Raw genomic sequence first — 22,063 nt, forward strand, 5'->3', positions numbered from 1 at the left:
TAAGCTGAAGGAAGAGATTGATCAAGACATAGAACAGATGGAAGAGGATCAGCTGCTTCTCCTGTATTATCAGCTGATCAGTTACCGGCACCAAATTATGCTGGATTATGTAAAGCCTGACCTGCACGAGGAATCTCAGCTTCAATATCGTGAATTGATCAAAACGCTGGAAAGCAATCAGGACAGCATCTCGGGATTATCTGAGTATTATTTTCACTTGTTCAGAGGAATGTACGAATTTGAACAGAACAATTACATCTCGGCTATATCCTTTTATCGGAAAGCTGAGAAGATGCTCGCGTTTGTAGAAGATGAAATTGAAAGAGCGGAATTTCATTTTAAAGTGGCGGAAGTCTTTTATATCATGAAGCAGACGCACTTTTCCATGAACCACGCCGTACAGGCGCTTGAGACATACAAGGCTCACGACTTTTACAGAGTCAGAAGAATTCAATGCCATTTCGTCATATCAGGAAACTACATTGACTACAGACATTATGAAAAAGCGCTTGAGCATCTGGATGACGCGTATCGTCTGGCTTTATTGGAAGGACAGCCCCGTTTGATCGGATCAGCCCTCTATAATATCGGGAATTGCTATGATGACAAAGGAGAGCTGGATCAAGCCGCGGAATACTTTGAAAAAGCGCTTCCTGTCTTTGAAGAGCATCAGCTGGAACAGCTTCCAAAAGCGCTCTTCAGCCTGACTCGCGTTCTTTTCAAAAAGCAAGATGTCCAAGCTGCGATGCAGTACTATGAAAAAGGGATTGCCATCGCCCAAAAACGAAACGACTTCTTCAGTCTGGCGAAATATAAATTTTTGCAGGCCTTATATGTGGAATCTGTTAATGTAGATATGATTCAAGAAGTATTTGACTATATGGAAGAAAAAGCCCTTTACGTATATATTGAAGAATTCGCTTTGGATGCTGCCTCCTATTTCAGTCATCGCGAACACTACAAAGAAGCGGTGTATTTTTATGAAAAAGCAGTCAGTATGAGAGAAATGATCCAAAGAAACGACTGTTTATATCAAGTGTAAGACGAAACCATCTGCTGCCAGATGGTTTTTTTATATACAAAAAAAGGAGAGCATCGGAACGTTTATTTTCGGGCAGAACAGGAAAATTCGCTACATATGCTTTTGATCAAATTCAAAATAGCCGGGTTTAGACGGTGCCTGGGTCAATGACAGGCGTGAGGGGGAATTCGATGTTCGGTTTCAATGATATGGTGAAGTTTCTATGGTCTTTCCTCATTGTTCTGCCGCTTGTACAGATCATACATGTTTCAGGGCACAGCTTCATGGCACTTATTTTTGGCGGAAAAGGATCGTTGGATATTGGGATGGGCAAAACGCTGTTCAAGATTGGGCCGATACGGATCAGAGCGATCTATTTCATAGATTCCTTTTGCAGGTTTGGTGAGCTGAAAACCGACAATCGGTTCTCGCATGCACTTGTGTATGCCGGGGGCAGCCTGTTTAACCTGATAACGATTTTTATAGTCAATTTGCTAATTATACACAGTGTATTAAAACCGAATATGTTTTTTTATCAGTTTGTCTATTTTTCTACGTATTATGTGTTTTTCGCCCTGCTGCCGGTTCGATATTCAGAGAAAAAGTCATCAGACGGTCTGGCGATTTACAAGGTGCTCCGCTACGGAGAGCGCTACGAAATCGATAAGTAACATTCAAATGTTTACCGCCTCTCAGATCGGGAAGGTAACAAGTACACACATAATGAAGGGAGAGAATCAACATGGGTAACGATAGTGTAAAAGATAAAATGAAAGGCGGCTTAAATAAAGCCAAAGGAGAAGCGAAGGATAAAGTCGGAGATATGACCGATAAAACGGACATGCAGGCTGAAGGCAAAAAGGATAAGGCAAAAGGCGAGATCCAAAAGGATATCGGGAAAGCAAAGGATACATTCACAAATAAAGATTAATCATACGAAAGAGGCAGGAAACGATATGTTTCTTGTCTTTTTTTGTGTGCTTTTTTGAATGTGAATAAATGTAACAAAAAAAGCAATCGATTTGGTTAAAGTATCTAAATTTTTGAAATATTCTTTGAATAAATGAACCTCTTCTATATAATAATGACATGAGTTGTTAACTTTTGTAACATCACATGACAAAGGGAGGTTCTGAATGAAAAACAAAGGGGTTGGAATACAGGCTGTTTTTCTGTTGTTTCTGATCATGGTGTTGATGACGGGGTGTGCTGCGCCGAAGAAAGTGTCAGAAGCCAGCGGAAGTGCGAAAAGAACAGTTGATATCGACACAAGCGGGGATTCAGTGAAGGTCGGGATTCTTCACTCACTAAGCGGGACAATGGCGATCAGCGAAGTGTCCGTCCATGATGCAGAGTTAATGGCGATTCAAGAAATCAACCAAAAAGGCGGAGTTCTCGGCAAAAAGCTTGAACCCGTCGTGGAAGACGGCGCTTCAGACTGGCCTACATATGCGGAAAAAATGAGAAAGCTGCTTCAGCAAGACAAAGTGGCTGCTGTTTTTGGCGGATGGACATCTGCTAGCCGTAAAGCCATGCTTCCGGTTGTGGAGCAAAACAATGGCCTGCTGTTCTATCCGGTGCAGTACGAAGGAATGGAGACATCACCTAATATTTTTTATACCGGAGCAACGACGAATCAGCAAATTGTGCCGGCTGTCGATTGGCTGCTGAAAAATAAAGGTAAGAAGTTCTTTCTGATCGGATCAGATTACGTGTTCCCGAGAACAGCCAATAAAATCATTAAAGCACAAGTAAAAGCGGACGGAGGAGAAATTGCCGGTGAAGAGTATACGCCGCTAGGCCACACCAATTACAGTACGCTCGTCGGCAAAATCAAAGAAAAACAGCCTGATGTCATTTTTAACACATTAAACGGCGACAGCAACGTGGCGTTTTTCAAACAGCTGAAAGATGCGGGGATATCGGCTGATGATATGCCTGTCATGTCGGCAAGTGTCGCTGAGGAAGAAATTCGGGGGATCGGCTCTGATGTGTTAAAAGGACATTATGCGGTGTGGAATTACTTCCAGACAACCAATACGAGCGAAAATCAAACATTCGTGAAAAGCTATAAAAAGATGAACGGTGATAGCCGGGTGACGAGCGATCCGATTGAAGCCGGCTATAATGCGGTTTATCTCTGGGCGGCGGCTGTTGAAAAAGCCAAGTCCTTTGATGTCGATAAGGTGAAGAAAGCCGCTGACGGGATTGCATTCAAGGCACCGGGCGGCACAGTGAAAATTGACGGGGATACACAGCATCTCTACAAAACGGTCAGAATCGGGCAAATCACGGGGGATGGACAGTTTAAAGAAGTATGGAACTCAGGTGAACCGGTAAAACCTGATCCATATTTGAAAACGTACGACTGGGCAAAGGGGTTATCTAAATAAATCAAAGCCGTTTGCGGGGGAGGAGGCGGAGCATGTCTGTCGTCGTTACTCAATTATTTAACGGGATCAGTCTCGGTTCTATTTTGATTCTCATTGCGATTGGATTAGCCGTTACATTCGGTTTGATGAACATTATTAATATGGCGCACGGTGAGCTGATTATGGCAGGAGCCTACACGACATATGTCGTTCAGCAGCTGTTTTTAAGCTATTTGCCGGCTTCTCTGTTTTCTTACTATTTTTTATTCGCAATCATCATGGCGTTTGCGGTTGCGGCGCTTATTGGGATTGTCATTGAAAAAGTGATTGTCAGGCGATTATATGACCGTCCGCTCGACAGCCTTTTGGCGACGTGGGGGGTGAGCTTGATACTGCAGCAGGCAGCAAGATCGATTTTTGGCGCGCCGAATGTAGCCGTCAAGTCACCTGAGTGGCTGACGGGAGGGGTGACGCTGTTTTCGGTTACCTTTCCGTATAAAAGGCTGTTTATTTTGGCGCTCGTTCTTTTTACGCTGGCACTGCTCGGTTTCTATTTATTTAAAACCTCTGCGGGGCGGCGGATGCAGGCGGTTACGCTGAACCGGAGCATGGCATCGTGTCTCGGCGTATCTGTGAGAAAAACAGATACATTGGCTTTCGCGCTCGGAAGCGGACTGGCCGGTATCGCGGGGAGCTCACTCACATTGCTTGGTTCGATCGGGCCTACTCTCGGTTCGTCGTACCTCGTCGATGCCTTCATGATCGTCATATTAGGCGGAATTGGAAAATTAAAAGGCACCATTATCGGCGCGGTGACGGTCGGTTTGCTGAGCACATTCGTTGAGTATTCCACAAGCGCTACGATTGCAAAGGTAGTCGTGTTTGCATTTATTATTCTCTTTCTGCAATGGCGGCCTTCAGGTCTTGCGAGTGTCAGAACGAGATTACTTGATTAGGAGGGAACCGGATGAAGCGGTTTTCACAATTCAGTCCGTATCTGGTGATGTTTGCCCTTTTTATCGCCGCTCCGTTCTTTCTGCAGGAGTTTCGATTAGGGCTGTTGGCGAAGTTTTTATGCTTCGCGATTGTGGCGGTCGGCATTTGCCTGATTTGGGGATATACAGGCATTTTGAGTTTGGGACATGGCGTCTTTTTCGGATTGGGCGCTTACTGCATGGCCATGTACTTAAAAATAGAAGCCTCACCGTCAGGCATTCCTGATTTTATGGAGTGGACCGGCGTCAGTGAACTGCCGTGGATTTGGGCAATGTTCAGTAATCCTTTTAGTGCGATTGCTGCAGCCGTTATTGTGCCTGTTTTTTTGGCCTTTTTACTCGGTTACTTTACCTTCCGCAACAACATAAAGGGTGTTTATTTTTCGTTGATCTCTCAGGCTGTTGTGGTGGTTGTTGTCACACTGTTCATCGGCAGCCAGGACATCACTGGCGGCACGAATGGCCTCACGAATTTCTTTACCGTTTTTCAATATGCTCTGGCCGATCCTGCAATAAAGCAGATTTTGTATTTTACGACAGTCTTTTTCCTCGGTGTTTCTGTCATGTTTGCTTTGTTTCTGACAAGAAGCCGTTTTGGGCGGCTATTGCAGGCGGTGCGCGACGGAGAAAACAGGGTTCGTTTTTTCGGGTATCACTCCACCGTTTTTAAAGTGTTTATTTACTGTCTATCTGCTGCGATGGCGGGGATTGCCGGGATGCTGTTTGTGCTTCAGGATGGGATGATCTCGCCGGAAATGATGGGCATCATCCCTTCGGTGGAAATGGTGCTGTGGGTCGCAATCGGCGGCAGGCACTCCATTTTCGGGGCGGTGCTTGGCGCGCTGTTAACGAACGGCTTGAAAAGCTATTTAAGCGAATATTACCCTGACATTTGGCTGTACTTCCTCGGCGCGCTGTTTATTATCGTCGTGCTCTATATGCCAAAAGGGATTGTCGGGCTGTTCGAGAAGATTAGAACCCAGCTTTCTTCCTCGAAAAAGAAAGGAGCGGCTGCTTATGAAACCGATACTTACCTGCCGTGACGTGAAGGTTGAGTTTGACGGATTTTGGGCCTTGCAGGGCGCTGATATCAGCGTGGAGGAACGTGATATCCATTTTTTAATTGGGCCGAACGGCGCCGGAAAAACGACTTTGCTGGACATCATTTGCGGAAAAACGAAGCCGCATTCGGGCGAAGTGCTATTTCAAGAAACGAGTGAACTGACAAAAGCGCGGGAATATCAGATCGCCAAACTGGGGGTCGCCAGAAAGTTTCAGGCTCCGAGTGTTTTTACGCAGCTGACTGTGTTTGAGAACCTCGAACTTGCCATGAAACAGAAAAAAACGATCCTTTCACTGCTGACAGCTCGTATGACAAAAGAGCAAAGTGACAGGATCATAGACATCCTGCGGCTGATTGGGTTAGATGACAAATGGGATCTAACAGCTGGCAGCCTGTCACACGGACAGAAGCAATGGCTTGAGATCGGCATGCAGCTCGCCATGGAGCCGAAGCTTTTGCTGCTGGATGAACCGATTGCCGGCATGACAGGAAAGGAGCGGGAAAAAACCGGAGCCCTGCTTGAAGAAATTGCAAAAACGTGCTCTGTTCTGATTGTCGAGCACGATATGGATTTTGTGCGCTCGTTTTCCAGAAAAGTCACTGTCATGCATGAAGGCAAAGTGCTTTGTGAAGGGTCGATGGATGACATCACAAGCAATGAAGAGGTGGCAGAGGTGTATTTAGGAAGGAGCGGTGTGTCATGATTGCCGTCAGGAATGTAACGTCCGGTTACGATCAATCGATGGTTTTGCACAGCCTCAGCATGGAGGTTCGCCCGGGGCAGATTGTCGCTGTATTAGGCCGAAACGGAGTCGGCAAATCTACCTTGCTGAAAACAATCATAGGCCTGCTTCCGGCAAAACAGGGGGATATTTGTTTTAATCAAACGTTTGTTCAAAACGAAAAGGCGGAAACACGGGCAAGAACGGGAATTGCGTACGTTCCGCAGGGAAGAGACATCTTTTCCTCCTTAACCGTTCGTGACAACCTGCTGCTTGGGGAAGAGCCGCTTCCGAAGAAGGAGCGAACGGGGCAGGTCAAGGAAGACATTTTTCAGTGGTTTCCTGTTTTAAAGGAGATGCTTGACCGCAAAGGCGGCGATTTAAGCGGAGGCCAGCAGCAGCAGCTTGCAATTGCCAGAGCGCTGATGGGAAATCCAAAAATTATTTTACTTGATGAACCAATGGAAGGAATTCAGCCGTCAATTATCGAACTAATCAGACAAGTTATCGTAGAAATTTCCAGAAAAAAAGACATTTCCGTTGTTTTAGTCGAGCACAGTCTGGAAAACGCGTTAACATGTGCTGACTACCTTTATGTGATCGACAGGGGAACGGTTGTCGACCATGGAAAGGCCGATGAAGAAACGGCACGCCGCTTTGAAAGGCATCTTACCGTATGACCCGGTACTTGAAGAAAGGGAGGTGATGTCCCGCCTGCATGTTCCGCAAATTCGCAGTAACCGCATCCGCTTTATACGACAAAAGAAGGAGGACTACAGATGAAACTGACACCGGTTGAACAAGAGAAATTGCTCATTTTTGCAGCGGGGGAATTAGCCAAACAGCGAAAGGCGCGGGGCGTTCTGCTCAACTACCCTGAGGCTGCCGCTTATATCACCTGTTTTATCATGGAAGGCGCACGTGACGGAAAGGGAGTAGCAGAGCTGATGGAAGCCGGCCGCCATGTGTTAACAGAAAAAGATGTGATGGAGGGTGTTCCTGAGATGCTAGACAGCATTCAGGTGGAGGCCACATTTCCTGATGGAGTGAAGCTTGTTACGGTACATCAGCCAATTTCTGCGGAGGTGAAGTCATGAAGCCGGGAGCATTCCAAATTGCTGAGGGAACGATTACGATTAATGAAGGCCGTGAGACACGGGAGGTAGCGGTAAAAAACACCGGATCACGCTCCATTCAAGTCGGCTCGCATTTTCATTTTGCGGAAGCCAACGGGGCATTATCATTTGAACGTGAGCAGGCGATCGGCATGCGCCTTGATGTTCCATCAGGCACGTCGGTACGTTTTGAGCCGGGCGAGCAGAAAACAGTCACGCTTGTGGAAATCGGCGGACGAAAGACAATTAGAGGCCTGAACGGAATGGCCGACACGTTTATCGATGAACGCGGCAAAGAAAAAACGTTAGCCAACTTAAAACAAGCCGGCTGGATGGAGGGTGTAATCCGATGAAAATGTCACGGGAGGAATATGCGGAGCTGTTTGGCCCGACAACGGGTGATAAAATCAGATTGGGCGATACGGATTTATGGATCGAAGTCGAAAAGGATTTCACTGTATATGGTGAAGAAATGATCTTTGGCGGCGGAAAAACGATCCGCGACGGCATGGGCCAAAACGGCAGAATTACAGCCAAAGACGGCGCTTTGGATTTGGTCATCACCAACGTCGTCCTATTGGATTACACAGGCATTGTCAAAGCGGATGTCGGTGTGAAAGACGGCCGGATTGTTGGCGTCGGAAAAAGCGGCAACCCTGATATCATGGACGGAGTCGATCCGCATATGGTCATCGGCGCGGGTACAGAGGTGATTTCCGGTGAAGGCAAAATTTTAACAGCCGGAGGAGTGGACACGCACATTCATTTTATTTGTCCCCAGCAGATGGAAGTTGCGCTTTCTTCAGGTGTGACGACCCTTTTGGGGGGCGGAACAGGACCTGCTACAGGAAGCAAAGCGACAACATGTACGTCCGGCGCGTGGTATATGGCAAGGATGCTGGAAGCGGCCGAGGAGTTTCCGATTAATGTCGGCTTCTTAGGAAAAGGGAATGCATCCGATAAAGCGCCGCTGATCGAGCAGGTGGAAGCAGGCGCCATCGGCCTTAAGCTTCATGAAGACTGGGGCACGACGCCAAGCGCCATCAAAACGTGTATGGAAGTTGTGGATGAGGCGGATATTCAAGTCGCCATCCATACCGATACGATTAACGAAGCGGGCTTTTTGGAAAACACGCTCGATGCGATCGGGGACCGGGTCATTCATACCTATCACATTGAAGGAGCAGGCGGCGGCCACGCCCCGGATATTATGAAGCTCGCCTCTTACGCAAACATTCTGCCGTCATCCACAACGCCAACCATTCCTTATACCGTTAATACGATGGATGAGCATCTTGACATGATGATGGTCTGCCACCATTTAGATGCGAAAGTGCCTGAAGATGTGGCGTTCAGCCATTCGAGAATCAGGGCTGCGACCATTGCGGCAGAGGACATACTCCATGATATCGGCGCGATCAGCATGACATCATCGGATTCCCAAGCGATGGGGCGTGTCGGTGAAGTGATCATCCGAACATGGCAGGTAGCCGATAAAATGAAAAAGCAGCGCGGTGCACTTGCCGGTGAAAACAGAAACGACAATGTGCGTGCAAAACGCTACGTTGCCAAATACACAATTAATCCGGCGATTACTCACGGGCTCAGCCATGAAGTCGGCTCGGTGGAAAAAGGGAAGCTCGCAGATCTCGTTCTGTGGGACCCGGTATTTTTCGGCGTAAAACCTGAACTTGTCTTAAAGGGCGGCATGATTGCACGTGCGCAAATGGGGGATCCGAATGCGTCCATCCCGACTCCTGAACCGGTGTTTATGCGCCAAATGTATGCGTCTTACGGAAAAGCCAATCGCTCAACCTCCATTACATTTATGTCTCAAGCAAGCATTGAGCGGGGTGTGGCGGAAAGCTTAGGGTTGGAAAAAAGAATTTCTCCTGTCAAAAATATCAGAAAGCTGAGCAAGCTGGATATGAAATTGAACTCAGCATTGCCGAAGATTGAGGTTGATCCAAAAACTTATCAGGTCTTCGCTGACGGAGAGGAATTGTCTTGCCAGCCTGTCGATTATGTTCCGCTTGGACAAAGATATTTCTTATTCTGACAAGACGCGGCCGGAGTGCATCCGGCCGTTCTATTGACTAAAAACGGTGCACAAGAACCCCGTATTTAGTGTATATTAGATGTTGACAAACGAATCAAATGTAACTATTATAGTTACAACGGTGGTGAAAAACATGATTAACAGCCGTCTTGCTGTTGCCATTCATATTTTATCCCTCATCTCGATGGATGAAAAAACATCTTCAGAAATCATTGCTGACAGTGTCAACACGAATCCGGTAGTCGTGCGAAGAATGATCAGCCTGCTGAAAAAAGCGGATATTCTCACATCACGCGCCGGGGTGCCGGGTGCAAGCCTCAAAAAAGATCCTGCTGATATTTCTCTTTTAGAAGTGTACCGGGCTGTCCAAAAGCAAGAGGAACTCTTTGCGGTTCATGAAAACCCCAATCCGAAATGTCCGGTAGGGAAAAAAATTCAGATCGCTCTGGATGAAACATTTGAAAGTGTGCAAAAAGCGATGGAAAATGAACTGGCAAGCAAGTCATTAAAAGATGTTATGAATCATCTCTTTTAATCAAAAGAGATGACTTCTCACCGCTAACATGTAACTAAAATTGTTACAAATAAGGAGGAAATGAAAAATGAAAATTGGAATTATCGGCGCAAGCGGAAAAGCAGGAAACGAGATTTTGAAAGAAGCGAAAACAAGAGGCCATGAAGTGACTGCCATCGTCCGAAACGCTTCAAAAGTGCAGGATCAGGACATAGCGATTTTGGAGAAAGATGTGTTTGAACTGACTGCAGAAGACATCAAGCCTTTCGATGCGGTTGTAAACGCTTTTGGAGCAGCGCCTGGCCAGGAACACCTTCATGTTGAGGCAGGCAGAGCGCTAATCAGCATCTTAAAGAATGTGAAAAACACAAGATTGCTTGTCGTCGGCGGAGCAGGAAGCCTGTTTGTTGATGAAGCCAAAACAACCCGTTTAATGGATACACCGGAATTCCCGAAAGAATATTTGCCGACTGCATCAAATCAAGGGGAGAACCTGAAAGATTTGCAGCAGACAGACTCCATTTCCTGGACGTTCCTCAGCCCTGCGGCATTTTTTGATCCGGCAGGAAAACGGACGGGTTCTTACCAAAAAGGAAAAGACAATGTCATCGTAAATGCAAAAGGCGACAGCTATATCAGCTATGCAGATTATGCCATTGCCGTATTGGATGAGCTTGAACAACCTGCACACAAAAATGAACGCTTCACAGTGGTAAGCGAAGCGGAATAATAAAAAACCCGGAGCTTCCTCCGGGTTTTTCTCATTAATAAGTGTTGTACGTATCATAATCGCTGAAAAGGCCGTCAGCAATTCCAAGCATTAAGAAGACGAAGAAGGCGATAATCGCAAGAATGGATACAGCAATGCTTACGATTAAATAAATCCCTTGCATCTTTACAAACTTCGCGTAATTCTCCAGCATTAAGTCCTCAGACTGTCCGCTATGGTGTTCAGCCATTTGCCCTGCTTCTTTAGCGGAACGCATCAAAAAGATTCCGGAAATAATTTGCAGTACGCCCGGCACGGCACCGATTAGAAAAAAGAACGCGCCTGAAAGCGCGGTAATTGCGCCCATAATAATAAATAAAATGCCTGTTGCTTTTCCCCATTTCGAAATGCTAATGAGGGTTTTGTTCATGGTTTCAGGATTCATGTACACTGGCTCCCCTTTACAAAAAAATACTCACTTTTCTTTTATACACTATTTGTGAGAAGTTTTGTATATAAAAAATAACATTTTGGGATTGACCCTGACGCTGCGTGATTGTTTACGATAGAAGAAGAGGAGGTGTTATTTATGAAATACCAAGTCAAACAAGTGGCGGACATAGCAGGTGTCAGCATTCGGACGCTTCATCACTATGATGATATTCAGCTTCTGAAACCTTCAGCGCTTACTGACGCAGGGTATCGTTTGTACAGTGATGCAGATCTGGAAAGACTCCAGCAGATTTTATTTTTTAGGGAAATTGGGTTTCGTCTGGATGATATTAAAGAGATGTTGGATCATCCGAATTTTGACCGGAAAGCGGCACTTCAGTCGCAAAAGGATATGTTGATGAAGAAAAAACAAAGAATGGAAGAGATGATTCAAACGGTTGACAGGACGCTTCAATCTATTGAGGGAGGAGAACATATGGATAAGCGGGATTTATTTGCCGGGTTAAGCATGAAAGACATTGAAGAGCACCAGCAGACATACGCTGATGAAGTCAGAAAGCTGTATGGAAGGGAAATTGCAGAAGAAACAGAGAAAAGGACATCTGCATACTCAGCGGACGATTGGCGCGCGATCATGGCTGAATTTGATTCGATTTACAGACAAATTGCGGCACGAATGATACACGGCCCCGATGATACAGAGGTTCAGTCCGCTGTGGGGGCGTTTCGTGATCATATTAGCCAATATCATTACGAATGCACGCTCGACATTTTCAGAGGGCTTGGAGAAGTGTATATCACTGACGAACGATTTACAAATGCAATCAATCAATATGGAGAAGGCCTTGCCGCTTTTTTGCGGGAGGCGATCATCATTTACTGTGACCAACAGGAAAAACCCCGGCTATAAAAGCTGGGGTTCTGGCACATCTTATAAAATCGGCGACAACAAGCGCGAGACGGATTCTTTAATTCGAATCCACAAGGGGCGCTGCAGGTATTCTTCATAGGTGTATTTTCTGGATACGAGCAAATCTTCTTTAAATGTAGAAACCAGTTTTTTCGCAATGGTGATATCGTAAATAAATGCATTAACCTCAAAATTCAGCCTGAAGCTTCGGACATCGATATTCGCTGTGCCGACAGATGCGATTTCGTCATCCACCACGATGGTTTTCGCATGAATAAAGCCATTATCGTAAATATAGACAGTGGCTCCGGCTTTCAGCAGATCGCCGATGTACGAAAGTGTCGCCCAGTATACAAAGGCATGATCAGGCTTGTTCGGGATCATAATATTGACGTCAACCCCCGATAGGCACGCGATCCTCAAAGCATCCAGCAGGCTTGCGTCCGGGATAAAATAAGGCGTTTGAATCAAAATGGAACGCTTGGCATTCGAAATCATTTTAATGTAGCCATTTTTAATCTGTTCCCATTCGGAATCCGGTCCGCTTGTGACAATCTGCATCCCGACGTTGCCTTTTGGGCCGTAATCAGGAAAGTGATTCGGAATATATGTCAGCGTATGGTGATGGGAAGCTTGGTTCCAGTCAAGGATGAAACGCGTCTGGATGGCATGCACGGCCGTCCCCTGGAGCCGGATATGCGTATCACGCCAATAACCAAATTTCGGATTAAGCCCGAGATACTCATCTCCGACGTTAAATCCTCCGACATAACCGATTATTCCGTCTATGATGACAAGCTTGCGGTGGTTCCGGTAATTCAGCCGCAAGTTAATTGGCCTGAGCTTTGAAGGGAAAAAGACCTCCACATGCCCGCCGGCCTCGCGGAGCTCTTTAAAAAACTTTTTTCGCAGCGTTCTGGACCCGAGTTCATCATAAAGCACCCTGACCTGAACGCCTTCTTTCGCTTTTTGGATGAGAGCGTCCCGTAATTTTTTGCCTAATTCATCACCTTTATAAATATAATATTGTAAGTGGATATGATCTTTAGCCTTTGAAATGTCATTCAGCAGCCGCTGAAACTTATCCCGTCCATCTGTAATGACGTCAACTGAATTATCCTCAGTGAACACAGCATGGTTATTCATGATAAGCATATATATTAAATCTTTGTTATCAAAGGTCGCCCGGTTGTTGAACTGAAATTGCTTGTTTTCTAAATCTTCAAGCTGATGCTTCAGCAGCTTTTCAATTCCGATCTTTTTTCGGTCCTCCCATTGAAACAAATGCTTACGCCTGAGATTATGGCCGAATAATAAGTATAAAATAAAGCCTAAAACGGGAATAAAGAAAAGAACAAGCAGCCACGCCCAAGATGCGCTGGCATCGCGCCGTTCTTTAAAAATGACAATGATAGCTAAAAGAATATTCAAAATGAAAAAAAGTGATAAAAGGATGGAAGAAATACTCACTTTGTAACCCCGCTCATTCATATTTATCAAGAAGATTGCCATTAGTATTCCATGATTAACAGCGATCTGATTCCCATTACAAATTATAACACTCACATTTTAAAAGAATAAAGAGCGGCGATCCAGATTCTTCGTGAAAAATACGGGCAGATTTCTTTAAAACCAGCTTGCACCTGCGTTAAAATAAACACATATCATAACGTCCGTGAAGCCTTGCAACAAAATAAAGGGGGAGGATTACATGAACTTTTACAGAGTCGAACAAATGCCGGGGTTCATTAAAACAGAAATGCAAAAAATTCAAAAGGCCGTACAGCCTTTCATGAAAAAAACCGTCATTTACCGTTTTCTTGCTATTCCGCTTGCTGCATTCTCTCTCTTTAATTTAGCTGCTTTTCTATTTCACGCTTCAGCTGACAGGGAGTCCTTGATCAGCGCAGGTATATTCGCCCTTTTGGCGGCGCTTGGGCTGGCATTTTTCAAAGAAGCAGGCTATCAGCATAAACAAATCCAAAAAACGGTTCAGATCTATATGCTGAACAGGATCAAAAAGAGCGAAATCCTTTCAGAAGAGAGAAAAGACTCCTATACGCGACAGATTAAGGAAGAACCGTTTGCGATGCGAAGTTTTGTAGAATTTTTGACTGAGGAAGACAGACGCAAGAAAATGTATTAAATAAGAACTGCACCCGGAATGTTGGGATTTGCCTGACAATCGGGTGTTTTTTTAGACACTAGGGATGTGGGCAGTCGTAATAAAATGCACGGTTTCGGAATGGTCCCGAACTCATGCACCGTTTTTTAGCAAGATATTATTTGTTCTCCGATGGCAACAGCGTTGCTTTGTTGATTTCCTTCACTAGAGATGTCTGATCGATCCATTTGGTCGACACATCCTGATTTATTTTTGAAACGTGTTGGTTTTCTGATAAATAATCTCTTATCCGGCTGAAATAGAGCGGTTCGTTTTTGACATCCAGGTTTCGATATATTTGTTCAAACAACTCTAAGTCTTTAGGTTCATCCAGTGTTAAACGCCAAGATGGATAATGGAGTTCTTCTGGCAGGCTGACTTGATTGATGGAAAATAGGGAAGGGTTGTTTAAAAAATAAAAAGAAAGATATTCTGTATGGGTTAACGGTTTTGGCTGCTGCACAAGCCGCTGAAGGGCTTCAACAGTAATGACATTACCGGAAATTCCTGCTGAACTTGAAAGCTCCTGAGTATAATCTGCACCTTTTTGCAAGTGCCGGTCAATTAAATATTGAAGCACTTCAGGTGAAACCGCTGGACAATCACCTGTCACACGGATAATAATATCGGATTTTGTTAAAGCTGCGGCTTCAAGCATTCTTTCTGCCACATTTTCGGGGGCGCCTCTCACGATTCTGACCTTTCCGTTTAGAGTAAAAGCTTCAAGCGGGTCGTCTTCAGGAAGATTTGACGTTGCCAATACAACTTCATGAACACCAGGGACAGCCAGGCAATTGATTAAACAGCGCTCAACAGATGGTATTCCGTAAATAGGGAGCAGCGCTTTTTTCGGCAAACGAGTCGATTTTAGCCGGCATATCACTGCAATCGCAATTCTTGGACTTTTTATTTCGTTGGGTGTAATTGGCTGGTTTAACGATACATTAGCAGTTGCTACTTGAGGAAAAGCGTCCTCGGCTTGTAAGGGCATTAATGCATTCTCATTTCCGCATCTTTTGTAGCTCGTTTTATCCAGTGTAATGATTTCTCCTTTTTTTATATCCCGGTTGGCTGTTACGCGTAATGATGAATCATGCAAATACTTTCTTTCGGATTCCTTTACTTCAGTTGAACCATCTGCAATTTGGGCCTGCTGGAGCTTTTCCGTCATCACTTTGAATTCGTTCGGCTCTAGTGAAGAATAATAATCAAACCCTTTAGCTGCCCGATGTAGGGTAATATGTTTTTCAATAACAGCTGCCCCTGAGAAGAATGCATAGACAGGGAGATCGGCTGCAAGCGGATGATCTGCGTCAATGTGATCCGCAAATCCAATTTGAACCTTGTATCTTTTTTGTAGATGTTGTATCCGTTTTAGGTTAATATCCTCTAATTTTGTCGGATACCCTTGAAATCCGTGCATGAGAATGAGCTGATTTGCCATATGTTGTTTTACAAGCGACATCATCTGATCGATCTCTTCTTCATACCATCCCCCAACTCCGATGAGCACAGGCTTCTCTGTCATACCGATCGTTTTCATGATTTCTGTGGATTGAAGGATGGTTGTTGGAAGCTTTATGCCATCAATGTCATGCTGCAGATGCAAAAAGAGACCTGCCCCCCATGAATCGAAAATATCCACCCAAATTTCTAATCCAAGTCTTTTTCCATAAGCGACACAATTTTTCCATACATCTTCATTCAAAAACAGCTCGATATATGACTCATAAGCAAAAAAACACGGTGTTGCAATACGGTCATACTTGAACCACTGAAATTTCACACCATCTGCTCCGCTTTCTGCGGCAGCCTTGATGAGTGCTTTGAGGTTCTCCTCTTTTCCTTGATGGGCGTTTGCGATTTCAGCAATGACTTTTACTTTTTCCGAAATGCTGTTACTTTCCAAATGCCCCACTCCTTTATTTTTATTGGGACAATCCTGCAGTGATATGGCAGGTGCCACTTTTGAAAGCTGTTTCTAAAAAAAAGACCAAGTCGTTTTATTAGATTGTATGCTTGCTTAAGAACTTAGTGTTTGCACCTGCCTGCTTTGATTGGCAAATATCCGTCAAATTGAGGTAAAGGGTGAAAAATAGACAAATAAAAAAGCATGGTTCCGCTTTGTCTGGAACACATGCCCGGTACTGTTCAATGGCTTTATTCAAAAACTGGATCATCCTCATAATAATAAGAATCCGGATCCTCATACGTATTGGTGTTTTCAAAAGCAGCAATGCCGATAACCACCAGCACGAAAATGGCCAAAATGATTCCGATCAGGCCAGTGACGATACTGGATGCTGCGTAAAACAGCTGCATTTTAATAAATGTCCCGTAATTCTCAAGCATGCTTTCGCCAGCGGTGCCGCTAAGATTTCCTTCGGCTTCCGCGGCTGCTTTTGCTGAACGCATCAGAAAGACGCCCGAAATAATGAGCAGTACGCCCGGAATGGCGCCGATGACTGTCATTAAGGTAGACAGAGTAACCAGCGATCCCATAATGATCAGCAAAATGCCTGAAATTTTGCCCCACTTGGCAATGTCTGATAGCGACTTGACAGCAGAGGCACTCAGCTGGCGGCCCTCACTTTCTGCAGGTTCAATCTCCTGCTCAGCGGGGCTATTTTCTTCATTATGATTTTCAATCTCGTTTTCATCTTTATCCAGACTAATCATGACAGCTCTCTCCCTAAAATTTTTAAATCATATCTTTTGCCGTCCATTTCGGCAATGCCGGGGAATAGTCCCCATTCTGCAAACCCGTGCTTTTCAAACAGCTTCAGGCTTGGTTTATTATGTCCGAAAATGAAGGCCATAAGTGAGCGGATTCCTAGATCCGGCGCAATGCGGAGCGCTTCCTGAAGCAAATACGATCCAACGCCTTTGCCGCGGCATGCTTCGTCAATGTATATGCTGACCTCCGCTGTTTTATTATAGGCGGGCCTTCCGTAAAATGTTTCAAAGCTGATCCAGGCAGCGACGTTCCCGTTTTCGTCCTCGGCAACATAGAGGGGACGTGCCTCTGTATGGCCCAAAAACCATTCCATCCGGTCTTCAGGAGTTACCGGTTCGGTATCGGCTGTTACCATTCGAGAAGCAATCGTTGAATTATAAATCGCAACAACAGCCTCCAGATCTTTATGTTCAGCAAGACGCAATGTCATGTTCATACGTTTTTGGCACTCCTCTCAAAAAAAGACATATTTTCGTATCAGTCTGCGCAAACTACATCTAAAAAAGTTTTTTTGGATAGGTGTATATATTTTCAGAAAAGTGTTCAGAATGTTGCTGAGGTGATAAACAATGAGAGAGGAAGAAAAGAAAACTTCTCAAGTCAAAAAACTTCAGCAGTTTTTTCGTAAACGCTGGGTGTTCCCTGCAATTTACTTAGTCAGTGCGGCCGTCATTTTAACAGCTGTCCTTTGGTATCAATCTGTATCAAACGATGAAGTGAAGGATCAGTTAGCTGATAACGGCGGAAACTCCGCGTATGACAACAACGACGATGCAGTTGAAGTAGGAAAGTCAATGGAAAATGTCGCAATGCCGGTTGTTGATTCTGAAAACGTTTCTGTTGTGAAAAAGTTCTATGAAACCGATGCCGCAAAAGAAGAAAAAGAAGCAGCACTCGTTACCTATAATAACACGTACAGCCTAAGCAAAGGAATTGACTTAGCTGAGAAAGACGGAAAAGATTTCGATGTTTCTGCTTCTCTGAGCGGTACGGTTGTTAAAGCTGAAAAAGATCCGGTGCTGGGATATGTTGTGGAAGTAGAACATGCCGACGGATTATCAACTGTGTACCAATCTCTTTCTGAAGTAAGTGTTGAGCAAGGTGACAAAGTAAAACAAAACCAAGTGATCGGAAAGTCTGGCAAGAACCTTTACAGCGAAGACAGCGGAAATCACGTACATTTTGAAATCCGTAAAGATGGAGTCGCAATGAACCCGCTGAACTTTATGGACAAGCCGGTTTCTTCTATTGAAAAAGCAGCAGCTGCTGAAGAAAAAGCTGCCACTGAAGAAACAGAAGAATCCATTCAGCAATCTTCCGAGAAAAAGGATGGATCACCTGAAAAAGGAACAGAAGAAAAATCCGGTGAGAAAACGGATGATTCAACTGACAAATCTGGATCTAAAGAAAGCAGCACAACAGAAGACACTGAACAGTCTTAATGTAGAAAACGTCTATCCGTGTGATGGGCGTTTTTTTTCTGTTACTTTTTGCTTTGTTTCACCGTCTATGTAGTTACACATAGGCACGTTCGTTATAAAGGAGGTTATGTCATGAACCGTCTATTGCTCGCGGGTTGGATCTTTTTTATTCTGCTCTCTGTTTGTACGGAAAGCTTCAGCGGCATGGTCGTATCGCAAACGGTGGCTTTTCATTTTCAGCCGCACCCTGATCTGTCTCAATTTTTAGACATGGATTTTACTGAGCTTACTGTACCTGTAGCGTTTATCCAAAAAATCGGGCACGTGTTTTCTTTCTTTGTGCTGACATATTTGCTGTGGAAACAGCGGGGCAGCATAAAATCAGCTGCAGCCGGCTCATTCGCGTTTGCTTTTTTCACAGAAGTTCTTCAGCTCTTCTTCAGCAGGAACGGATGTATTCGGGATGTGCTCATCGATACTGTTGGAATTGTATTGTTTTGTGGTTTATATGTGTTGGCGAAGCGGAGAAAACATGAAATGTACGAAAAATATGAAAGCCGGCTGTCTTAGGTTCAGACGCCGGCTTTTGTTTTTTCTAGAAATTTTGATCAGTTGGTTTTTTCGTCAGTTTATTGATGATGGCTTCATAGATTCTCACAATCAAATCGACGAATGGGCGAAGCAGATCTGAAAATCTAAAGAATAGGAACCCGATAATGATGGCGACAACAAGGCTGCCCAATACATCTACCGGATAGTGATGCCCTACCCAAATTCTCGAAAAGCCTGTCAAAAGCCCGAAAATGACAAGCGGCCAGCCGATTTTGCGGTTTCTGAAAAGCATCGCAATAGAAATCGCTAACGCACCTGTAGTGTGGTCACTCGGAAATGAAGCATCCGCATCATGCGGAATCAGCGTATGCACGGTGTGCGCAACGAACGGGCGCGGTTCGAAATAAACTTGTGTAATCAAAAAGTTGATGACAAGACCCGCAATTCCTGTAAGTCCCGCGTAAAGCACATTTTTTCTGCTTTGCGTGTTCCCGAACAGCCAGATTGCCAATAGGATAAGGGCATAGGCGACAATCGCATATTCCGTTATGAAGACCATAATAGAATCGAGAACTGAATTGTGATGAGATAGTCCATGGATGGCTTTAAAGATTTCGTAATTCAAATAATCACCTTTTACATTTTTAATAATAGACTCATTATACTCATAAAAAGTTTCAAATCAAAAAAGAGTTTGCCAAAATGCGTGATGCTTGAAGAGAATTCGAAGGGGGGACAGTGTTTCTGGGGGTTTTTTCTATGCGTAAAAAAAGAGATCCGGAATTCCGAATCTCTTCAAAACGATTACAGTGCTTCAGGTCCTTCCTCGCCGGTACGGATATTGATTGTATTGCTGATTTCATAGACAAATATTTTACCGTCACCCGGTGATCCCGTTTTCAGAACCCTTTTAGCGGTCTCGGTCACTTGATCAACAGGAACCTTGCTGACTACAATTTCAATTTTTAAACGTTCATATACATTGCTTTCTATTTTTACCCCTCTATAAAGCTCCGTGTGTGCTTTTTGAAGGCCGCAGCCGTGAACATTAGAGAAGGTCAGAGAGGTGACTCCGATTTTTCCGAGTTCCTGCTTCAGCTTTTCAAAATTTGCCGGACGCGTTACAATTTCTACCTTGAACATTTGACCGCTCATAGCGTCACTCCTCACATAGAATCTTGATATGCTTTTTCCCCGTGCATCGTTAAGTCAAGCCCAAGTGATTCTTCTTCCTCGGTTGCGCGAAGGGGAAGGAAGAGGCCTACAATTTTAATAATAACGAAAGTGACAATAAATACAAAAACATAAGTGGCGGCGATGGCTACGATTTGTTTCCAGATTAAGCTTGCATCACCGTAGAATAATCCGTCCGCGCCCGCTGAATTAACAGAGGTTGTCGCGAATAATCCTGTTGCGATCCCGCCCCATGTGCCGCCGATGCCGTGCAGTCCAAAGGCGTCGAGCGCGTCATCGTATCCGAATTTCTTTTTAAGCGAGAATACGCCCCAGAAACAAACCGCTCCGCCAATGATGCCGATAATGATGGAAGCGAAAGGTGTGACAAATCCGGCAGCCGGCGTAATTGCGACAAGTCCGGCGATTGCGCCAGATACCGCTCCGAGCATCGTTGGTTTTTTGTTAATGATCCATTCTACTAAGATCCAGCCGGCAATCCCGGCTGCTGCGGCAGTGTTTGTGTTGATGAAAGCGAACATGGCCACACCATCTAAGGTCAGGGCGCTGCCAACGTTAAAACCGAACCAGCCGAACCAAATCAAAGCCCCTCCTAAGAAGGTGTAAATGAGGTTGTGCGGGGAAGACGCTGTACCGTCTTTCCGTTTACCGAGCACAATAGCGAGAACAAGTCCTGCCACCCCGGAGGAAATATGAACAACGTTGCCGCCGGCGAAATCGAGCGCGCCAAGCTGGCCGATCCAGCCGCCGCCCCATACCCAGTGAGCAACCGGTGTGTAAACCAAAGAAACCCATAAAACCGAGAATAAAAGAAAAGCGCCGAATCGCATCCGTTCTGCGAAAGCCCCGGAAATAATGGCTGTAGTCAGAACAGCGAACGTCATTTGGAACATCATAAATAATGAGTGAGGAATGGTATCGCTGTAATCTCCGGGATCAAATCCGACCCCTTTCAGACCGGCCCACTCCAGTCCGCCAATGATCGAATTGCCTGGTGCGAAGGCAAGTGTATATCCGAACAGCACCCAAACGATGGAAACGATGGCAATAGAAGAAAAACTGTGCATTGCAGTGCTCAGCACATTTTTGCTTTTTACCATTCCTCCATAAAATAACGCTAATCCCGGGGTCATCAGCCACACGAGTAAAGCGCAAAAGAACATAAAAACTGTATCGCCCATTTGCATGTCTCATTCCTCCGTATCTTTCAGAATTATTATATTTCTTCATTATAGAGAAAAAAGAATGATAAAACATTTTCATGTAAGATTTCCTGACATGGTTTTTTAGGGAATGTTATCGAGGGATGTAAAGAATGGAAAATGTCATTTTTACGATATAAGTCTTTATATCTATAAAAGAAGCTGTCCATATGAGCAGAAAAGGGAATTGACAATTATTAGATTATTTCATACTGTATTAAGTGTACTAATCCAATTAATACACATAAGGGGAGGATGCGTTATGAATAAAGGCGGCAGGCTGAGGAGAGCGGTAAGTAAATCGATTCCGATGACGTTCCGATTGTTTTTAGCTTTTAATTTTTTCGTGTACGGCCTGGCGAAAGTGGTAATAGGCCAGTTTGGCGAGGTGACGCCTGAAATCGAGGCAGTTGCTGGGAAGGGGTTTACAATTGCGTGGACATTTTTCGGTTATTCTCATGTTTACGAACTGTTTATAGGTTTCGGCGAAATCGTTGCAGCTGTTTTATTACTGATTCCGCGAACATCTGCATTAGGGGCAGTTGTTTTTATGCCGATTATTGTGAACATCGTCTTGATTAACTATTGTTTTGATATTGGCGTGCAGGATCTTAGCACGATATTAATGGTCATGTGTCTCATCCTGCTATGGGTAGACCGCCGCAAATTCATGGGCATGTTCAGACAGGAGCCGATAAACGGCGGGCAGGTGATGAAGCGATGACACCCCTTATGATTACAGTGCTTGCCGGTCTATTTGTATGCACGACCTGTTACTTTTACATAAAAGAAAAATCATGAGAAAAGCGCTCCTTCTGAGAGTTTCACAAGCATAATAAAAGAACTTAGGCAGCGTGAAG

Annotated in this window: 26 protein-coding genes; 18 read left to right on the forward strand and 8 right to left on the reverse strand. The window is 44.8% G+C overall.

All coding sequences use genetic code 11. The features are described from left to right. The 13 genes from rapB to RAC86_RS14105 all read left to right on the forward strand — a co-directional run. Positions 1-1,042 (forward strand): response regulator aspartate phosphatase RapB (gene rapB, locus RAC86_RS14045; protein WP_377885809.1); only part of this gene is annotated, 1,042 nt, incomplete at its 5' end. Between the two features lie 170 nt (positions 1,043-1,212). After that, positions 1,213-1,692 carry a hypothetical protein gene (locus RAC86_RS14050; protein WP_014115486.1) on the forward strand — a complete coding sequence of 160 codons (480 nt, stop codon included), beginning with the start codon at positions 1,213-1,215 and terminating at the stop codon, positions 1,690-1,692. Between the two features lie 71 nt (positions 1,693-1,763). Further along, entirely contained in the window at positions 1,764-1,952 is a 189-nt protein-coding gene (gene csbD, locus RAC86_RS14055; protein WP_014115485.1) for a stress response protein CsbD, read from the forward strand. 205 nt (positions 1,953-2,157) lie between these two features. Then, positions 2,158-3,414 (forward strand): urea ABC transporter substrate-binding protein, encoded by a 1,257-nt coding sequence (gene urtA / locus RAC86_RS14060; RefSeq protein WP_072565408.1) that lies wholly within the window; start codon positions 2,158-2,160, stop codon positions 3,412-3,414. A gap of 32 nt (positions 3,415-3,446) precedes the next feature. Further along, the gene (gene urtB / locus RAC86_RS14065) at positions 3,447-4,349 is read left to right on the forward strand and encodes an urea ABC transporter permease subunit UrtB (protein ID WP_014115483.1); all 903 of its coding nucleotides are present in this window, start codon (positions 3,447-3,449) and stop codon (positions 4,347-4,349) included. Positions 4,350-4,360: 11 nt separating this feature from the next. Beyond that, positions 4,361-5,431 (forward strand): urea ABC transporter permease subunit UrtC, encoded by a 1,071-nt coding sequence (gene urtC / locus RAC86_RS14070; RefSeq protein WP_014115482.1) that lies wholly within the window; start codon positions 4,361-4,363, stop codon positions 5,429-5,431. After that, positions 5,406-6,155: an urea ABC transporter ATP-binding protein UrtD gene (gene urtD, locus RAC86_RS14075; protein WP_072565407.1), complete on the forward strand. Its 750-nt coding sequence runs from the start codon at positions 5,406-5,408 to the stop codon at positions 6,153-6,155. Before urtC ends, urtD begins: the two co-directional genes overlap by 26 nt. Beyond that, on the forward strand, positions 6,152-6,853 hold the full coding sequence (gene urtE, locus RAC86_RS14080) for an urea ABC transporter ATP-binding subunit UrtE (RefSeq protein WP_014115480.1): 702 nt from the start codon (positions 6,152-6,154) through the stop codon (positions 6,851-6,853). Before urtD ends, urtE begins: the two co-directional genes overlap by 4 nt. A gap of 99 nt (positions 6,854-6,952) precedes the next feature. Next, positions 6,953-7,270, forward strand: coding sequence for an urease subunit gamma (ureA, locus tag RAC86_RS14085; RefSeq protein WP_003227724.1), 318 nt, complete (start codon positions 6,953-6,955; stop codon positions 7,268-7,270). Then, positions 7,267-7,641, forward strand: a complete 375-nt coding sequence (gene ureB, locus RAC86_RS14090) for an urease subunit beta (protein ID WP_072565406.1) — start codon at positions 7,267-7,269, stop codon at positions 7,639-7,641. Before ureA ends, ureB begins: the two co-directional genes overlap by 4 nt. After that, on the forward strand, positions 7,638-9,347 hold the full coding sequence (gene ureC / locus RAC86_RS14095) for an urease subunit alpha (protein ID WP_014115478.1): 1,710 nt from the start codon (positions 7,638-7,640) through the stop codon (positions 9,345-9,347). Before ureB ends, ureC begins: the two co-directional genes overlap by 4 nt. Before the next feature lie 133 nt (positions 9,348-9,480). Then, positions 9,481-9,882 (forward strand): Rrf2 family transcriptional regulator, encoded by a 402-nt coding sequence (locus tag RAC86_RS14100; RefSeq protein ID WP_072565405.1) that lies wholly within the window; start codon positions 9,481-9,483, stop codon positions 9,880-9,882. Between the two features lie 67 nt (positions 9,883-9,949). After that, a complete protein-coding gene (locus RAC86_RS14105; RefSeq protein ID WP_072565404.1) occupies positions 9,950-10,591 on the forward strand; it encodes an NAD(P)-dependent oxidoreductase in 642 nt (213 codons plus the stop codon). Positions 10,592-10,625: 34 nt separating this feature from the next. Here the strand turns inward: RAC86_RS14105 and RAC86_RS14110 are convergent, their stop codons facing one another. Further along, positions 10,626-11,015: a DUF5362 family protein gene (locus RAC86_RS14110; RefSeq protein ID WP_014115475.1), complete on the reverse strand. Its 390-nt coding sequence runs from the start codon at positions 11,013-11,015 to the stop codon at positions 10,626-10,628. 144 nt (positions 11,016-11,159) lie between these two features. Between RAC86_RS14110 and RAC86_RS14115 the strand changes: the two genes are divergently transcribed. Continuing rightward, positions 11,160-11,933, forward strand: a complete 774-nt coding sequence (locus tag RAC86_RS14115) for a MerR family transcriptional regulator (RefSeq protein WP_061186473.1) — start codon at positions 11,160-11,162, stop codon at positions 11,931-11,933. Positions 11,934-11,954: 21 nt separating this feature from the next. Here the strand turns inward: RAC86_RS14115 and cls are convergent, their stop codons facing one another. Beyond that, on the reverse strand, positions 11,955-13,403 hold the full coding sequence (gene cls, locus RAC86_RS14120) for a cardiolipin synthase (RefSeq protein WP_014115473.1): 1,449 nt from the start codon (positions 13,401-13,403) through the stop codon (positions 11,955-11,957). A gap of 241 nt (positions 13,404-13,644) precedes the next feature. Here cls and RAC86_RS14125 point away from each other — a divergent pair, with 241 nt between their 5' ends. Further along, positions 13,645-14,079, forward strand: a complete 435-nt coding sequence (locus RAC86_RS14125; RefSeq protein WP_072565403.1) for a DUF5392 family protein — start codon at positions 13,645-13,647, stop codon at positions 14,077-14,079. A 136-nt stretch (positions 14,080-14,215) separates the two neighbouring features. On the opposite strand, the gene RAC86_RS14130 is transcribed toward RAC86_RS14125, so the two are convergent. The 3 genes from RAC86_RS14130 to RAC86_RS14140 all read right to left on the reverse strand — a co-directional run bounded on the left by RAC86_RS14130 (position 14,216) and on the right by RAC86_RS14140 (position 17,264). Beyond that, positions 14,216-16,006, reverse strand: a complete 1,791-nt coding sequence (locus RAC86_RS14130) for an N-acetylneuraminate synthase family protein (protein WP_072565402.1) — start codon at positions 16,004-16,006, stop codon at positions 14,216-14,218. 251 nt (positions 16,007-16,257) lie between these two features. Continuing rightward, complete coding sequence (locus RAC86_RS14135) at positions 16,258-16,776, reverse strand: DUF5362 family protein (RefSeq protein WP_072181862.1); 519 nt, start codon at positions 16,774-16,776, stop codon at positions 16,258-16,260. After that, positions 16,773-17,264 carry a GNAT family N-acetyltransferase gene (locus RAC86_RS14140; RefSeq protein WP_072181891.1) on the reverse strand — a complete coding sequence of 164 codons (492 nt, stop codon included), beginning with the start codon at positions 17,262-17,264 and terminating at the stop codon, positions 16,773-16,775. The genes RAC86_RS14135 and RAC86_RS14140 overlap by 4 nt, the downstream gene beginning before the upstream one ends. 139 nt (positions 17,265-17,403) lie before the next feature. On the opposite strand from RAC86_RS14140, the gene spoIIQ reads away from it, so the two are divergent. Together spoIIQ and RAC86_RS14150 are read left to right on the forward strand one after the other, a co-directional pair. After that, a complete protein-coding gene (gene spoIIQ / locus RAC86_RS14145) occupies positions 17,404-18,276 on the forward strand; it encodes a stage II sporulation protein SpoIIQ (protein ID WP_061186472.1) in 873 nt (290 codons plus the stop codon). 111 nt (positions 18,277-18,387) lie between these two features. Next, a complete protein-coding gene (locus RAC86_RS14150; RefSeq protein ID WP_061186471.1) occupies positions 18,388-18,825 on the forward strand; it encodes a VanZ family protein in 438 nt (145 codons plus the stop codon). 25 nt (positions 18,826-18,850) lie between these two features. Here the strand turns inward: RAC86_RS14150 and bcrC are convergent, their stop codons facing one another. The 3 genes from bcrC to amtB form a co-directional block, all read right to left on the reverse strand. Beyond that, positions 18,851-19,432, reverse strand: coding sequence for an undecaprenyl-diphosphate phosphatase BcrC (gene bcrC, locus RAC86_RS14155; protein ID WP_014115466.1), 582 nt, complete (start codon positions 19,430-19,432; stop codon positions 18,851-18,853). Between the two features lie 179 nt (positions 19,433-19,611). Then, positions 19,612-19,962: a P-II family nitrogen regulator gene (locus RAC86_RS14160; RefSeq protein ID WP_003221829.1), complete on the reverse strand. Its 351-nt coding sequence runs from the start codon at positions 19,960-19,962 to the stop codon at positions 19,612-19,614. Positions 19,963-19,973: 11 nt separating this feature from the next. Continuing rightward, a complete protein-coding gene (amtB, locus tag RAC86_RS14165) occupies positions 19,974-21,188 on the reverse strand; it encodes an ammonium transporter AmtB (RefSeq protein ID WP_014115465.1) in 1,215 nt (404 codons plus the stop codon). A gap of 277 nt (positions 21,189-21,465) precedes the next feature. Here amtB and RAC86_RS14170 point away from each other — a divergent pair, with 277 nt between their 5' ends. After that, positions 21,466-21,927: a hypothetical protein gene (locus RAC86_RS14170; RefSeq protein WP_014115464.1), complete on the forward strand. Its 462-nt coding sequence runs from the start codon at positions 21,466-21,468 to the stop codon at positions 21,925-21,927. Positions 21,928-22,063 lie beyond the last annotated feature (136 nt).

This window comes from Bacillus sp. LR_5, from assembly GCF_042709275.1.